Origin of the sequence: Dyadobacter frigoris (assembly GCF_005280585.1) — a bacterium.
Lineage (GTDB): Bacteria > Bacteroidota > Bacteroidia > Cytophagales > Spirosomataceae > Dyadobacter > Dyadobacter frigoris.
Genome location: NZ_SZVO01000015.1, coordinates 86759 through 103110, shown reverse-complemented (window position 1 = coordinate 103110; position 16352 = coordinate 86759). Strand labels below are relative to the sequence as shown.

15 protein-coding genes are annotated in these 16352 nt (G+C 38.4%); 9 read left to right on the top strand and 6 right to left on the bottom strand.

Annotated elements, in window-relative coordinates; translation table 11 throughout:
* Positions 1–5: 5 nt before the first annotated feature.
* Positions 6–1061, bottom strand: a complete 1056-nt coding sequence (locus FDK13_RS26745; protein WP_137343088.1) for an acyl transferase — start codon at positions 1059–1061, stop codon at positions 6–8.
* A gap of 147 nt (positions 1062–1208) precedes the next feature.
* Between FDK13_RS26745 and FDK13_RS26740 the strand changes: the two genes are divergently transcribed.
* From FDK13_RS26740 to FDK13_RS26715, 6 genes are all read left to right on the top strand, one after another.
* Positions 1209–1721: a hypothetical protein gene (locus FDK13_RS26740; RefSeq protein WP_137343087.1), complete on the top strand. Its 513-nt coding sequence runs from the start codon at positions 1209–1211 to the stop codon at positions 1719–1721.
* Between the two features lie 130 nt (positions 1722–1851).
* On the top strand, positions 1852–2376 hold the full coding sequence (locus tag FDK13_RS26735; protein ID WP_137343086.1) for a hypothetical protein: 525 nt from the start codon (positions 1852–1854) through the stop codon (positions 2374–2376).
* A 71-nt stretch (positions 2377–2447) separates the two neighbouring features.
* Entirely contained in the window at positions 2448–2930 is a 483-nt protein-coding gene (locus tag FDK13_RS26730; RefSeq protein ID WP_170982925.1) for a hypothetical protein, read from the top strand.
* Positions 2931–2980: 50 nt separating this feature from the next.
* Positions 2981–3214 carry a PLDc N-terminal domain-containing protein gene (locus FDK13_RS36715; RefSeq protein ID WP_137343084.1) on the top strand — a complete coding sequence of 78 codons (234 nt, stop codon included), beginning with the start codon at positions 2981–2983 and terminating at the stop codon, positions 3212–3214.
* 83 nt (positions 3215–3297) lie between these two features.
* Positions 3298–4395, top strand: a complete 1098-nt coding sequence (locus tag FDK13_RS26720; protein WP_137343083.1) for a transglutaminase domain-containing protein — start codon at positions 3298–3300, stop codon at positions 4393–4395.
* A gap of 128 nt (positions 4396–4523) precedes the next feature.
* Complete coding sequence (locus FDK13_RS26715) at positions 4524–7115, top strand: BamA/TamA family outer membrane protein (RefSeq protein ID WP_137343082.1); 2592 nt, start codon at positions 4524–4526, stop codon at positions 7113–7115.
* A 6-nt stretch (positions 7116–7121) separates the two neighbouring features.
* Here FDK13_RS26715 and FDK13_RS26710 read toward each other — a convergent pair whose 3' ends face one another.
* Entirely contained in the window at positions 7122–8432 is a 1311-nt protein-coding gene (locus FDK13_RS26710; RefSeq protein ID WP_137343081.1) for a sensor histidine kinase, read from the bottom strand.
* Between the two features lie 277 nt (positions 8433–8709).
* On the opposite strand from FDK13_RS26710, the gene hemA reads away from it, so the two are divergent.
* Positions 8710–9969, top strand: coding sequence for a glutamyl-tRNA reductase (hemA, locus tag FDK13_RS26705; protein ID WP_137343080.1), 1260 nt, complete (start codon positions 8710–8712; stop codon positions 9967–9969).
* Positions 9970–10120: 151 nt separating this feature from the next.
* On the opposite strand, the gene FDK13_RS26700 is transcribed toward hemA, so the two are convergent.
* A complete protein-coding gene (locus tag FDK13_RS26700) occupies positions 10121–10918 on the bottom strand; it encodes a ferritin-like domain-containing protein (protein WP_137343079.1) in 798 nt (265 codons plus the stop codon).
* Positions 10919–10945: 27 nt separating this feature from the next.
* On the bottom strand, positions 10946–11659 hold the full coding sequence (locus FDK13_RS26695) for a ferritin-like domain-containing protein (RefSeq protein WP_137343078.1): 714 nt from the start codon (positions 11657–11659) through the stop codon (positions 10946–10948).
* Between the two features lie 468 nt (positions 11660–12127).
* On the opposite strand from FDK13_RS26695, the gene FDK13_RS26690 reads away from it, so the two are divergent.
* Positions 12128–13687: a capsule assembly Wzi family protein gene (locus FDK13_RS26690; RefSeq protein WP_137343077.1), complete on the top strand. Its 1560-nt coding sequence runs from the start codon at positions 12128–12130 to the stop codon at positions 13685–13687.
* A gap of 57 nt (positions 13688–13744) precedes the next feature.
* Here FDK13_RS26690 and FDK13_RS26685 read toward each other — a convergent pair whose 3' ends face one another.
* Both FDK13_RS26685 and FDK13_RS26680 read right to left on the bottom strand, forming a co-directional pair.
* Complete coding sequence (locus tag FDK13_RS26685; protein WP_137343076.1) at positions 13745–15073, bottom strand: DEAD/DEAH box helicase; 1329 nt, start codon at positions 15071–15073, stop codon at positions 13745–13747.
* Positions 15074–15195: 122 nt separating this feature from the next.
* Positions 15196–15552 (bottom strand): DoxX family protein, encoded by a 357-nt coding sequence (locus FDK13_RS26680; protein WP_137343075.1) that lies wholly within the window; start codon positions 15550–15552, stop codon positions 15196–15198.
* A gap of 117 nt (positions 15553–15669) precedes the next feature.
* On the opposite strand from FDK13_RS26680, the gene FDK13_RS26675 reads away from it, so the two are divergent.
* A complete protein-coding gene (locus FDK13_RS26675) occupies positions 15670–16248 on the top strand; it encodes a hypothetical protein (protein WP_137343074.1) in 579 nt (192 codons plus the stop codon).
* Positions 16249–16352: the final 104 nt, after the last annotated feature.

Sequence of the window (16352 nt, the reverse complement as noted above, 5' to 3'; positions counted from 1 at the left end):
ACGATTTATAAAACCAGTAAATTGCATCCGCGGATATCAGAATTATCAAAACGGCCCATGACATAAAAAGCGCCAGGTTCGACGCCGAATCTTCCCAGATCCTGGGTTTCAATAAATGAGCAGCTATCCAGATTAGCTAAATCGATAATATTGATTCCACCGGTTTTGGAGCCGGCCAAATTATGGTCATAAATAGAGAAAGGATCGTTAACATCACGAAGCAAAATACGCATCGTTGTACCAGGATGAAACAATCCATCGCCTTGGGAATAACTCTGAGAAAGCAATTCTGTCATCCCATATTCGGAATGAATTTTTGAAACACCAAAATTGCCCGTCAGGATATCATGAACTTCCTCCCGAAGCAATTCCTGCCGACGACCTTTCATTCCGCCGGTATCCATTACCCTCAGATTTGGAATATTTTTAAGGAAAGAAAAATCAATAGCACTCTCGGCCAGATCCAGAAGGGCAAAGGTTACGCCCATCAATAAAATACCTCGGCCATCCGGATTTTCAGCAAGATTTTTCAGCTGTTCAATCATTTCTCCGGTATTATGAAGATAAAAATTAGATAGCGGAGAGTCGGCCTGATCAATAAAATGCTGCATCATATACACCAGAGACGAGTTGTTTCGTTCAAGGTATGATGGTAGCAGAACTAGCATATGGAAGTCGTCCAGGTGCCCGTAATTTTGCTGAAAGATGCGCGTAGAGACAGATTTGTAGAGAGGAGCATCATACAAAGCATGACGGCTGGTGGCAGCGCCGGTGGTTCCGCTACTTTCAAAAATAACAGTCGGTTCCGGCGGATTTCCGGTTTTAATTAAATGATGTTTAAAGAATTGAATTGGAAGGAATGGAATTTCCGTAAGTCTGCTAACTTCATCCGTTTTGATGTGCAGATGTGAAATATATTCTTTGTAAACCGGATTATTTTCAGCCTGATATTGAAATACACGAAGTGCAAGTGATTCGAAATCAGCTTGATCCAAATCAATTATTTGCCGGCGAAGTTCCTGACGTATTTCCAATGAAGATTTATTGCTTTGAAGTTTCAATCGTAGTACTTTCGTAAATAGAATAACAAAGTTAGAAGTTACAAGCCAGAAGTTAGCGGCTTGTTTTTGAAAATAAAGAGAATTATTAAAACGAGGCGATTTTTCGCTAACGCTGACTTATATCAACTGAAATTATAAACCTGATCTATGAAATTTAAAATCTTACTTTTTTTTATAGCGGCTATTGCGCTGGCAAGCTGTGTTGATATTCCTAATTTTGACGATACACCGAAAATTTTTTATAACAGTATTGATACTGAAACGCAATTAGATAGTAGCGGTAAAAAGGTGCAGGAAAATATTACGATATCCATTAATTTTGAAGATGGGGATGGAGATTTGGGCGCTTCGGATGCTGAAATTGCCGATTCTGTAAAATATAGGGATTGGGGAAACTACGAACTTGTTACTTCCACATTGACAGACGGGAAATGGGTAGATCAAATTCTAGTTGTTGATAAATACAAATGGTTTCCTGATCTGAAGCCAGACGGAAAATCAGGGCCTATAAAAGGTAAACTGGATTTGCACACTTCTGCGAAATACTTCAATAGTTCAGTACCGATAACAATTAAGTACAAGGTCAGAATTCGTGATCGAGCTTTACATGTTAGCAATCAGGAACCTACGGACAGTATTACAGTTCCGGGATTTAGATAATACTGAGAAATTTTAATTGAAAATAGGCTGATATCTGCTTTGATATCAGCCTATTTTTTTTGTAACTTTTGGTTTAATTATTATAACAAACTTTGGTTTGAGCATTTTATCAAGTAGAAAACTGCGTTATATGAAAATCAAAATTTTATCATTTTGTATCTTCACTTTGGTACTTTCAGGCTGCGATCCTACTCCGAATTTCAATACTATTCCCAGCATTTCGTACAACAGTATCGGTTCTGAAACGGAACTGGATTCGAATGGAAAAAAGATTCGGGAAAACGTTACGATTTCGATAGACTTCGAAGATGGTGATGGTAATCTTGGCGCGACCGAAAGTGAAATAAATGACTATGTTAATTTTCGCCCGCCTTATGGAAACTGGGGAAATTATGAACTGATTACATCGAGGTTGGAAAATAACAAATGGGTTGACCGAATTATGACAACCGATTCAATTAAATTTTTCCCATTGTTAAAAATTGACGGAAAAGTTGGGCCAATAAAAGGAAAACTTGATCTGCATACTACGGCTTATCATACAAACAATACGAAACAGGTTTTATTTAAATTTAAGGTAAGAATTCGTGATCGGGCTTTGCATGTGAGTAATCAGGTTGTTACGGATAGTTTGTATTTACCTTATTATCAGTGAGGTGAATGCAGTGGTTCTTACATTTATAAATTTCAAAATTTACTTAGTTGTCAATTACATTACAGAGTTCTTTGAAAACCCTCTTTTTTCTTACAATTCTTACCCTAAGTTTTCTGAATTGTAGTGATGGAGAGAAAACTCAAATCCCGACGGATTTTGAAGTTACAATTTGGGAGGAAGATTTTGGTCAGGTACAGTTGATGGCTGGAACACTTAACAGAGATGTCGATGGGAAACCTTATATGGTTAAGTTTTCTTTGACTGATAAAGAAAAGCTGAAAATATACAATTCTATCCTATCTAATGGTATTTTAAAATTAGAAGAGGACTATGACACTAAACCAAATTGTCAGGGGATGCATCAAGCACTTTATCTGATGAGAATTGTGAATGGGAGCTACTCTCGTAATATCAATGTGTCGGATTGTGATTACGGTTTTATTGAGAAATTACAGGCTGAAAAATATTTAAGAGTTATACAATCAGTTTTAAATATTGTAGAGGAAAAGTCTGAGGCAAAAGAAATTCCAAAATCTGATGTGATACGTTTTTAGTGCTAAATTGCCGGCGTGCATTACTTATTTAAAATAAACATCGTAAGCATATGCTTTTCACAAGAATCCTCGCATTTGGAAATCAAGAGATATTTTTAATTTCTTGCTGGGTTGCCGTCTTGTTATTGGTCATTTGGTCAATTAGTGATTTGATGTCAAACAAGGACATGATATTGGGAGAAAAATTGATTTGGCTTTTGGTTATTCTTTTCTTTCCCATTTTTGGCACACTAATCTATCTGTACTATGGTAGATCAGACAAACATTTATCTGATCGTGGTTGATTTTATCTAATCCGTGGTCTGTGAGGATAAAGCTCCTGGGTAGGAGCAGAAATTTAATTGAAAGATTGACCCCTGAAATTTAAATGAATCGCAGCATTAATTTATCGAAGCAGATAAAATTGACAATCATATTTCTGTTACTGTTTGTAAAGTCTTTTTCACAAACTTCTGAAATTGATTCCATTATCAACATAATTGATTTTAGACGAGACTCTGTTCGAGCTATTTTTGATTGGGTCGCTACGGAAATAGAATATGATTCGCAGAGTTTGTTATTGGTAGATGAAACTAATATAATGTTATACAATTCTCCCACCAAAAGTATAATTCGTGAAGTTATTTCAAGGAGAAAGGGGGTTTGTTATCATTATGCGGAATTGTTTAATGCATTGCTTACAAGACTAGGTTATCAAAGCTATGTTATCGATGGTTACGTAATGCAAGAGGATATTATAAATAATAAGTATGCACATGCCTGGAACGCTGTAAAAGTTAAAGATAAATGGTTCCTGTATGATCCAACTTGGTCTGCGGGGTATGTGAGAAATTTCATTTTTAAGAAGAGGTATGATGAGAAGTGGTATAAAGTAAGTCCGGAAAGTTTTTTACATACGCACATTCCCTTTGATCCAATTTGGCAGTTTATAAATCCTCCTTTATCTCATTACCAAATTAGGGATAATGATTTCACTATAAAGGGTACAGTAAATTTCAATTTTCAGGATTCAATTTTTGCACGGTTAAAATATACAAAACGAGAAGAGTGTTGGACCAGTTTACAAAGGGTAAAAGAAATGGGTCTAACAAATAATCTTATTGAAAAATATGCTAAAAATCTAATGATAAATTATGACCTGGCTACAATTCAAAGTGCACGAGATTCTCTAAGAATGGCAATTAATTATTACAACAAATATATTTACTCGAGAAATAATCGATTTAAGAAACCCGTTTGGACAGATAATATGATAAGGTCTAATCTGGGTGATATCAAAATGAAAATAGACGCTTCAAATATCTTGTTGGATTCTGTTAATTCATCCGATCTGAGATTGGCTCAATACAAATCGGAAACAAAAAAACAGATATTAAGCTTGAAGGAAAGTGTCGATTCCGAGACGATTTTTATAAACAAATATTTATCCATTTGGAGCCGATTGAGAAGTGCTTACAAATTCTGATGTCTTGACGAAAGTAGGAAATAACAAATTACAGCGTGCTACGTCCCCAAGCAACATTTTTCCACCCCCAAAAACCCGTAAAACGATAAACTCCCGTATATTTAAGATCTTTATCGGTCGCAATGTTTATGCTGGGAAATTTTACCAAAATATACAATTCTTTATTCTCGCTTTTTCTGACAGTTTCAATTGTCAATATTTCCTATGCTCAAAAATCTCCATCTGGCGACAGCATAAAAATCGCTATTGCGCCGGAATATAATCAGGTAGGTAAATCCCATCGTTTTTTTCTAGGGGAAAATTATCGAAAGCTCTGGGCCATGCCAGTTCCTATGCGGATACTTGATTTTTCAAAAGAACGCGGCGGTCTGTCAATTGTGAAACTGGGTGGAGGAATGCAGACACGTTCGCTGCGATTGAAAGATGCTTCTGGTAAAGAATGGGTTTTGAGAACGATACAAAAATATCCGGAACGCGGACTTGCCGAAAATCTCAAACCTACCATCGCAAAAGATATCGTTCAGGATCAGGTCTCTACCGGCCATCCTTTTGGGGCTTTGGTTGCACCTTCTCTGGCCGAAGCACTCGGTTTGTTACATTCCAATCCTGAAATTGTGTATGTTGGAAACGATCCGGGTTTGGGAGAATACCAGAAGGAATTTGCCAATGCAGCCTATTTATTTGAGGAAAGAAATCCTTTTGAAACCGAAAAAACGGATGCGACCGAAAAAGCACAAAGCAAGGTCCAGAATAATAATGATACAAACTTTGACGAAAAACTAACGCTTCGTGCCCGACTGCTGGATATGGTTATCGGCGACTGGGACAGACATGAAGATAACTGGCGTTGGCTACCTGAAAAATCCAAAGGTGAAACCATTTACAGACCTATTCCAAGAGACCGGGATAAAGTCTTTTATAAAACCTCCGGACTTTTGCCCTGGTTTTTGTCTCATCAATGGCTAAAATCCAATCTTCAGCCTTATAGTGAAAATATCCGGGACGTAAAAGGATATAACTTCAACGCGCGATATCTGGATCGTTATTTTTTGAATCAGCTGGATGAAGATGACTGGAAGGAAGAAATAAAATACATTCAGGACAGGCTGACTTCGGAGCTCATTGACAGCACGATGAAGTTTTTGCCGGATAGCGTTTATGCTGATCCGAGTACAGCCGAGCTTACGAAATCTTTAAAAGGCCGCGTAAAAAATCTGCCGGTTTATGCGCTTGAATATTATCAATTTTTAGCCGGTTTTGTAGAAATACCAGCTTCAGATAAAAAGGAATATTTTGATATTCGTCATACCAAAAAGGAAGATATTGATCTGACAATTTTCAATATCAAAAAGGACGGAACAAACGGCAGAAAGATTTATCACCGGAAATTTGATCATACTGTTACCAAAGAAATCAGGCTTTATGGTTTTGGTGGAGAAGATGTCTTTTCTGTTAATGGTACCACAAAATCTCCAATCAAAGTTCGAATGGTCGGCGGTGATGATATTGACAAATTTGAAGTTGATGAAAATCTGAAAAATAAACACAAACTTTATGTTTATGACCGGTCTGATCAGGAAAATAAATTACCTCCGCCGTCTCTTGCCAGGTTGAGGTTATCAACCGATACGGCCGTAAATCAATACAATAAAAGAAGTTTTCTTTTCGACAGGCTTGGCCCTCTTTTTCGTGTTAACTACAATATCGACCAGGGAATTCAAATTGGTGCCGGGTTAATTTTTGAGAAACAGGGATTCCGAAAAGAGCCTTACGCATTCAAAAATGAATTTTGGGCGAATTATTCAACGGGAAGGAAATCTTTTATCCTGGATTATGTTGGTGATTTCAAAAAAGTTTTTGGGCTGAATGATCTGGAAATCGATGCACATTTATTGGGGCCGAATAATTTAAGCAACTTTTTCGGGATCGGAAATAACACGAAATTTCCCAACAAAGGAAACCGTAAGATGCCTTACTATCGGAACCGATACGATTATCTGACAGTGGATTTTAAGCTGAAAAGAAAATTAACAAAGGATCTGACTGTGTTTGGCGGAGTATCGACGGAATATTATACCAGTAAACAAAACAATAATCTAACTCGTTTTCTGTTTGATTTTGATGAAGCAAATCCGCAATACGAGGTTTTTCAGGATCGTGTTTATGCTGGTTTGCTAGCCGGATGGACGTACGACACCCGCGATAATATTTCAATGCCTTCCAAGGGACTTTACTGGAATACTACTTTTTCAGCAAAGGAAAAGCTGAATGGTTTTTCTCAATCCTACGGGAAACTGGCTACTGAAGTCAGATATTATTTAAGTAGTAAAAATTCTAATTTTGTCATGGCAAACCGTCTGGGCGGCGGGACAACTGTGGGAGATCCTGCTTTCTTCCAGAAAATGCAATTGGGCGGTGTACGCAGTCTTCGTGGATATCACACCAATCGTTTTACGGGTAAAACAATGATGTACCACAATCTTGATCTAAGACTGGATATTCTTCATTTTACATCTTACATTGTTCCGGGAACACTCGGAATTATTGGTTTTAACGATGTTGGCAGAGTTTGGGAGCCGGACCAATCCTCAAAAAAATGGCATGATGGTTATGGAGGCGGATTGTATGTAGTGCCGGCTGAGTTGCTATTGATCCAGTTCGTAATGGGTTTTTCCAAAGAAGGATCGCTGCCTTATATCTCAATCGGATTTAGCTTTTAAAAGATTTCAGCTATCAGTGTCCTGATTTACCACTACAATTTCTTCCATGATCTTGGCAGGAATCATAATACGAAAAGTTGTTCCTTTGCCAACTTCGGAGCTTTTTACGAATAATTTGCCGCCATGGTAATCTTCAATGATACGTTTGGCCAGTGTAAGTCCTAATCCCCAGCCACGTTTTTTTGTGCTGAAACCGGGATTGAAAATTTTATTGGCGTTTGCCTTTGTCATTCCTTTTCCGTTATCCGTAATATCAATAAGGATTTCTTTGCTAGACGGCGGAGCTTGCAGCGTAACATGAATTTCACCTATCCCGGCCATAGCATCCACTGCATTTTTACAAATATTTTCAACGACCCATTCAAAGAGATTTTTATTCAAAAGCGCAGTTTGCCCTTCCGCCAGCTGATCATGGATATGGAAATGAACCTTTGAAGAAACCCGTTTTTGCAGATAAGTGATAAAACTTGTCACGATGACGGATACGGGTTCTTGTTTTAAAGTAGGAACCGAACCGATATTTGAAAAACGGGTCGTGATCATTTCCAGACGCACCACATCTTTTTCAATTTCGTCGGCGATGGAAGAGTCAATGTTGGGATCACTACGGAAATATTCCACCCAGGCCATTAGTGACGATAATGGCGTCCCTAATTGATGTGCGGTTTCTTTTGCCAAACCAACCCAAACGCGGTTTTGCTCAGCTTTCCTGGCAGCACTGAATGCGAGATAGGCCAGATAACCAATCAGAAGCATAACCGAAAGCTGAATAAAAGGATAATACCTGAGCTGCGTCAATAAAAATGAATTACTGTAATAAATGTAGCCAACCTTACCTTCTCCGATTTGGACGGGAACGGGCGGGTGCTCTTTTTTCATTTTTGCCAAATGGGCTTCAACAATTCGCTCTTTTTCCCTTAGAGAAGCATTTTTGGAAAAAGGAATATTTTTAAAGACACTTGGGAAATTATTTTCGTCAACATAAATAGCCGGGATCTGATAAAAGTTAAGTGCATCCTGAATAAAACCCATCAGCACATTAAAATTTTCATCATCGGGGCTGTTAATAATATACCGCAGACCTTCTCCAAATAACCGTACTTCCCGCTCTTCCCGCTCTTCAAGTTTGTCAACAAGATCATTGGTATAAACCAGTGAAGCAATACTCAAAAAGAGTAAAATAACCCCAATAGCGTATTTTAAGTTGCCTTTTTTCTCATAAGTTTCAACCAGAGAACGACGCAGCCGGTCACTGTTTAAGAGCGCAACCGGGTGTAATCGGAAACGGGGTTTGTTTTCAGGTGTTTCTGCGATCATTTATATTCAGACACTTAACAAATTTACCTGTTGAGATAATAAGGCTTACAAATAACGTAAAATAATTGTGCTTAGTGGATTTTCCTGTCAATTTCCTTTGTTGTCAGGTCAGGAATAAAAATGATGGAAGTCATTTATTTGCCTCTGATTATAGCAGAAATTTACAATACAAACCAAAGTTTTATTTATATGTTTTCTAAATAAACATGTGCGCTTTGCTTACCGTTCCTATTGTAAATTTTGTGCTGTATTTTTGTAAATCGAATTAGACCTAGTGATGTATAATCATTTCAAATCAATAAGTTTATCACATCGGAATGCCCCACTTTCCATCAGAGAGCAACTTGCGCTTTCGGAGGAAGGAGCGAAGGGAATAATGCTTCGTTTGAAGGATTTCTTTGAAGTTTCCGATGTTCTTGTCGTTTCTACCTGCAATCGTACAGAAATATATTATTCTTCCGCCGAAGATCTGAATGAGGAGATTATCAAGCTTCTTTTAATTGAGAAAGGAATTTCTGATGTACAGCCTTTTCTGGATTATTTTGATCGTTTTGCAGAGGGCGAAACAGCGGTGCAGCATTTGTTTGAAGTTGCCACCGGCCTTCATTCACAAGTGGTTGGGGATATGCAAATCCCGAATCAGATCAAGCACGCTTACCAGTGGACTGCCGATTTAAACATGGCCGGTCCGTTTTTACACAGACTTTTACATACTATCTTTTTTGCCAACAAACGTGTTGCGCAGGAAACATTTTTCCGTGACGGAGCAGCTTCTGTTTCGTACGCAGCTGTTGAATTGCTGGACGGTTTAATGCCAAATCCTAAGATTCTGGTTGTTGGTTTAGGAGAAATAGGGACGGACGTTTGCCGTAATCTGGCACAAAAAACAGGTGCGGATGTGACTTTGGTGAACCGTACTGCGAGCAAAGCTGAGTCGCTCGCCCAGGAATTAGGTTTTAAAGTTGCTGATTTTGAAAATATTGAACATGAAATTGCACAAGCTGATATAATTGTTTCGTCCATTGCGCGTGATGAGCCGTTTTTTACAAAAGAAATGATGGTTCGCCTGCGTGGTATGTCTTTCAAATATTTCATCGATCTTTCTGTTCCTCGCAGCGTATCTCCGGAAGTGGAAGAAATTCCAGGCGTAATGCTTTATTCCATTGATTCTATTCGTTCGAGAGCGGATGAAGCACTAACGCGTCGGCTTGAATCTGTTCCGCAGGTGAGAGATATCATCGGTGAGGCGGTACTTGAATTTAATGACTGGTCAAAAGAAATGATCGTTTCGCCGACTATTCAGAAATTGAAAGGTGCATTGGAACAAATACGTAAAGAAGAATTGACTCGTTTTACCAAAAATCTGAGCGATTCTGAACTTGAAAAAGTGGAACGTATCACGACAAGCATGATGCAGAAAATTCTTAAACTGCCTGTTTTACAATTAAAAGCAGCCTGCAAACGCGGGGAAGCGGAAACGCTGATTGACGTTTTGAATGATCTTTTCAATCTTGAAAAGCAAAGCGAAACGCACTAATACAGAATATTATTCACTATGGAGTTATAAGACCCCGATGACCGCAAGGGATTCGGGGTTATTTTTTAGAACTATAATCAAAAAGAACGGGCCGCTTTTGCGGCCCGTTCTATGCATTACCTTACCCTCCACAATATTTTTATACTGGTGATTACATCGCTTTGATGAAAGGACCAGCAATTTTAAGAACTTCGTCCATAGTCAAAGGCTCATCAAATGCCTCAGTGATATTGGTGAAAGAAATAGCTTCCAAACCTGCAACACCAGGAAGATTCAGCGTACCCTGAACAACGTTTCCTTCACCTGCGTAAACCGCAGCAGGAAAACCAGTGTCATTTGAAATCCATCCTTTGATTGTTGCATCGCCGGAAATCTTCCCTAATATTCTTCTTGCAATCGAAGCGTGACGCGCTTCAACTGAATGTATTTGAAGTGCATACTCCAACAAAGGTTTTGACGTGATAAGATTACCGGCCTGACCTTTATAAGCGCGCACTCCAGTATCTTCCAAAGCTTTGGAAACAGTAACAAATGTTGCGAAATCTGTAAAAACGGTTGGAAACACAGCCGGGAAATCAAATGTTGGCTTTTTCACAGCGGATGCGGCTAGTGCTGCGACAAGAAAATCAACGTGTGCCTTTTCATGTTTTCCAATTTGGGTGAATACAGGAGCATATTCTGTTTTGATAAGTCCGGAAGTTCCGTTACCTATCATATAGAATTCATTTTCAAGATATTCCAGCGTAAGTGCATAATTGAGAACATCAGTAGCCGTTGGTGTTGCACCAAAAGCTTTGTTCACAATAGTACCAAAGGCAACAGGAATAGCAGCAGCTGCTAATTTGCTACCGATACGGTTCATAAACATACGACGTGACGCATGTTCAAGACGGCCAACTGCGTCGCCATCAAATTTTTGGAAACTGTCTATTATATTAAAAATATTCATGTCTTCGTGATATTAGAATGTTGATGTTTAAGATGGCAAATTGGCACCACTGATTTTGTCCATTACAAAAGGCTGAACTGCCGGAAGGATTACGCTCGGAGGTACAGCACCGTCAAATCCACCAAATCCCATGATTGAGACAAGTACATCATCACCAGCAAAAGAACCTGTATTTGGCATCAACAAATCACGAATAGCAGAAGCATGGCGTGCTTCAACAGAAACGATTTTACCTGCGAGAAGTAAATAATCAGCACTCACTATCAATTTACCAGCTCCGTTATAAGCCTGAACGCCGGTATCTTCGAATAATTTGGCAGCACCTAAAACGCTGGCGCGGTCGCTGAAATTGATAGAAGAAAAATTAGGTGTTAAACCTTTAATCGCCGCTCCGCCCAAAGCAGCTTTGAAAAATTGTCTGTGAACAATTTCGTGGTCACGAATATCTGTAAGGATCATTTTTTCCTCAGCGCTCATTCCTGCATAAGGAGTCATCATTACTTGTGTGTAGAATGCTGCTTCCAATTGTTCCAATGCATATGCATAGTTAAGGATACCAACATCACCTGATCCTAAATCAACAGTTTGGTCACCTTGAATATCATGGTCAGTACATGCACCTAAAATAAAAGCTCCGGTTGCTGCTGCAACACCGGCTGATCTTAGAAAGTAGCGTCTGTTTACCATCGAAAGCATTTGCTTATCTTCGGAAACTGAATTTTCTAATAAGGTTTTTTTCATAGTCTTGTAAGTTTCTAAAACTCTCGTTTGTTGAAAAAGGTTGAATTTAACAGACTTACGACGACCTGTTCAAAATAGATTAAAGGGAAAGAAAAAATATTTGGAAACGGAAGGATTAACAAAATGATATATTGTATTCCTGCATTATTTAGTTAGAAAAATGACCCTTTTCATTGGATAATAGTTAGAAAGGGAGATTGAAAAATTTTAAAAAGTTATTTTTTTGGGATAAAAAAATATTGTGAAAGCAGATGTTTTTATTTTTTTGTGCTGTGAAAATGAGACTTTTATATTACGGCAGCACCCGTGTTATTAAATTAATCATAATAATATTGACAGAATTTTATCTGTTACTTTTGACTAATTTGCCCTCGGTATAACATCCGGTTTTATATTTTTTTCGTATGTATAAAACTTTAAACAAAATCCGGCATAGAATATATCATTACATCTTTACCTCCATCCGATATGGCGTGCATGTACGCTCAAAAAAGAGTAAGTCAGCGTGTATTTGACGCTATGAAAGCTTTACGTTTTACCGGTGGCCTCACTAAGTTTTTGCTATCCTTTTTATTGACAAATGCATATTTTAATGCAGAAGCGCAAAATCAGCATTGGAGTCCGTCAGCTGAATTAGGAAGTTATATTGGAACAAGTTCGATAGCACCATTTTGGCTGCGTTCCAACCAGTTTGGTACAGTTCCATTGACAATGCCATCACTAACAGGGCGTGTAGGACTGACCTATGAATCTCAGATCTATGCCGATACCATCAGAAAATCTAAACATGCCAGAATTCAGTGGGGAGCTGGTGTCGAAACGGTTTTCAACCTTGGACGTGGCAATGAAAAAGTTTTGTTACCCGAAGCGTATATTAAAGTAAGGTGGAAAAAGCTGGAATTCTGGGGCGGACGGAGAAAACAGATTTTGGGAATTGTTGATACTACATTAAGTACAGGTTCTTTCACGTGGTCTGGAAATGCAATGCCTGTTCCGAAAATTCAGCTGGGTTTTCCAGATTACGTGCCTTTGAAGTTTCTTAGAAATTACGTTTCCTTAAAAGGATTTTTCTCGCACGGCTGGTTTAACGTACCTTATATTCAGGGAGCGTATCTTCATCAGAAAACCCTGCATGGGAAGTTTGGAAAACCTGGCGGCAAATTTAATATGCAAGTCGGGGTGGTTCATAGCGTCACCTGGGGTGGCCATGCCGATTATTTAATAGGAAGTCCGCTTGCCGTTGACGGACATCTTACCGACAATTTTGGTGACTTTTTATGGGGGGTAGTTATCGGTAAAATTCCGAAGGCTTATCAAAATAAACGTTTTACAAATTTTGACGGTGAAAACAGGGTGGGGAATCATGTAGGGCAATACGATCTTGCTTTTGAATATCAGCTAAAAACTTCAAAATTACTTCTCTATCATAATCATCCTTTTGAAGACGGATCCGGATTGCAGCTGCAGAATATTCCAGACGGTTTATATGGTTTGAGCTGGAAAAGAGCCGCCAGCTCAAAATCTTTCATAGAAGTGAGAGGCGTTTTGCTTGAATATCTTTTCAGTAAGGACCAGTCCGGAGCAGGGTTTGATTTGACAAATTCGCATTTTAAAGGCAATGACAATTATTTTGACCACGCACAATATAAGGAAGGCTGGTCGTATTTTGGAAAAGGAATGGGGACGCCTTTTATTCAGCCCAACAGCGAGATTAAATCAAAATACTGGGGTGAATTTTTTCCTGACAACCGGGTTGTCGTTTATCATGTGGGACTGGAAGGAACCGCAGCGCGATCTATTCAATGGCGAACCAAATTATCTTACAGTTCAAATTTTGGGACAAATAACAGACCATTCAATCCTACGGCAAAACAATTTTCGTATTTATTAATGGTGGATGCACCCATTTTTAAATGGGGAAATACGAGGCTGGTAACCAAGCTTGCTTTCGATAAGGGAGATTTATTGCCTTCGTCTCTGGCGGGTTATATTGGTTTCAGGTCTACGGCCTGGGGAAAATGGAGATAAATTTTGACATAAATTAAAACAGAAAAGGTGGCCTGATTTCTCTGCCACCTTTCCTGTTTATTTCTTCGCAGCTCTTTTAATTGGCCGTCCGTATTTTTGCATTTTTTCTGCCGCATGATCTCTGCGGACATTCACTTTTTTGTTTTTATCAATTTTCTCATGAAAAGCTGCGCCAACGGTTCCTTTTTTAGGAAGTTTGATATCAACAGTTTTCATGTAAATATGAGGCTTTTCATTTTCAGTAAGAATATCTGATATTTTCAGATTTTCCGGCAGTGAAAGCATAGGAATTTGGTAATTCATCAGTGCTTCAATACTTTCCTGAAATTCCTTTTCCTTCTCCGTTACAAATGTAATGGCAATTCCTTTTTTATCTGCCCGTCCTGTTCTCCCGATGCGGTGGATATAATTTTCAGGTACTTCGGGAACATCAAAATTGAAAACATGAGAAACTTCGGCTACGTCCAGTCCGCGGGCAATAATATCGGTTGCGATCAATAGCCGGTAATTCCCCTCATGAAATTGTTTTACACTATTAAAACGGTGATTTTGCTCTTTGTTAGAATGTATTACACCTATTTTCTCAGGGAATTTTCTTTCCAATTGTGCGAATAACTGATCAGCCAAATGTTTGGTAGCGGCAAAAACGAGTACTTTGGACATATCCTCATTTTCACTTAAAAGCAATTCCAGTAAATTTACTTTGGTATAAAAATTAGGAATATCGTAAGCAATTTGCTCAATATTTTCCAAAGGCGTTCCAACCGGAGCGGCTTCAATGCGGACAGGATTATTGAAATAAGTCTGCATCAAGACTTCCACTTCCGGAATTAAAGTTGCCGAAAACAAGAGATTTTGTCTTTTCTGAGGTAAAAGATCCAGGATATTTTTGAGCTGTGTGCGAAAGCCGAGATTCAGCATTTCATCCACTTCATCAATAACCAGTTTCTTGATATTTTTCGTTTTCAAAGAACCGTTCATAGCCAGATCAACCAAACGTCCCGGCGTTGCTACTACAACATCCGCTCCATTTTTCAACTCGGCCATCTGCACTTTAATATTTCCACCACCATAAACGCCAACCGCGGTCAAGGTCATGTAAGCAGCCAGTTTTTTCACTTCTTCAACCACCTGAACTACAAGTTCACGGGTTGGTACTATGATAAGAAGCTGAGGTAAACGATCCTTGGAAAACTGTATTTGACGAAGCGTCGGTAATAAATAAGCGAAGGTCTTTCCTGTTCCCGTTTGGGCAATTCCACACACATCTTTCCCTGACATCATCACAGAAAAAACTTTTTCCTGAATGGTTGTCGGTGTTGTATAACCAAGATCCTCTAATGCGTTCAGTAGCGGCCTGGTAAGATTTAATTCTTCAAAAGTCATAACACAATCCTAAATAATCCGCAAAGGTAATTCTAATCTGGCGGATATGACGATTTTTATCCGGATTTGATAATTTAATCCCTGTTAAATAAGAATTTAGCGTTCTGAATTAATTCCTGATTTCACATTTTTGTATAAAGCCAGGCCCACCAGATTAAAACAAATTGCAAGGGTAAACGAAGAATAGCGATCCAGAGATATGGATTTTGTTCTTTGTAAAAAGTAATTGCCATCTGGACATTGGCAGGGAAAACGGCAATTAATAATAAAATCAGCAGCCAGGCTCCGATGTGTCTGGTTACCGGAATGGCTAATAAAATCGCAAATAAAATTTCACAAACTCCGCTTATGTGTACAATTTCGAGGGGATAGGGAAGGAATTTTGGGATAATACCAACAAACATTTTTGGCTTTGTAAAGTGCGTGATACCTGCAAAAATAAAAAACGCAGACATGAGGTAAAGGAAAAAGTATTTCATGACCGGGTTATTTAATAAAAGTTATATGAATAAAATAAGATACTGATTCGAATTTATGATAGGGGTTAGATATCTTTGAAGCTTGTTATTCCTGGTTACAACTCACCCTCAATTTAGATGAGACTATTATTATTTGTTTTCGCTTATCTTCTTCCAATTTCCTTTGCAATAAGTCAAAATGTTATAGACTGGAATCCGAAATATGAATTACAAGATAGTGATTTTCAGGCTTCCAGACATGAAAGTGGTGGTAACATTTCTGTTTATGCAGCGTGCACCGTTGGTTTTGGTTATCAAATGAACGGTTACCAGTTTATGTTTACAAAGAATTTTAATTCCAAAGTCAACACTACTTTCACCAGAAATGCTTCCTATATTATTGCAGCTGACACCATTTCGCGTGATAAACTCTTGAAATTTGCCCGTGCAGAATTCGATCTGTCTGAGCTGTATGCAAGAAAGTTTAGACAGCTTATGTTTGAAAAGAAAAATGCATTTTCGGATCCGAATTTTTATCAAAAGCTTTACGAGCAGATTCATGTTGAACTGGCTGCCAGAAATTCCCAACTTAGCCTTGATACAAACGCTGGCCTGGCGGATATCAGATTAAAAGAGCAGCATGAAAAAATCCTGGCTGAAATAGATGCTTTGGCAGATTTCTGTAAAGAATGTAAACCGAAGAAAAAGAAAGATTGAATATCATTTGTTTAATATTAAATAATGACCAATTATCATCAAAATATGTTTTTGAGATCTATGCTGTTTTATTTTTCCTGTTTGTGTATTTTTTGCCTAAGTGC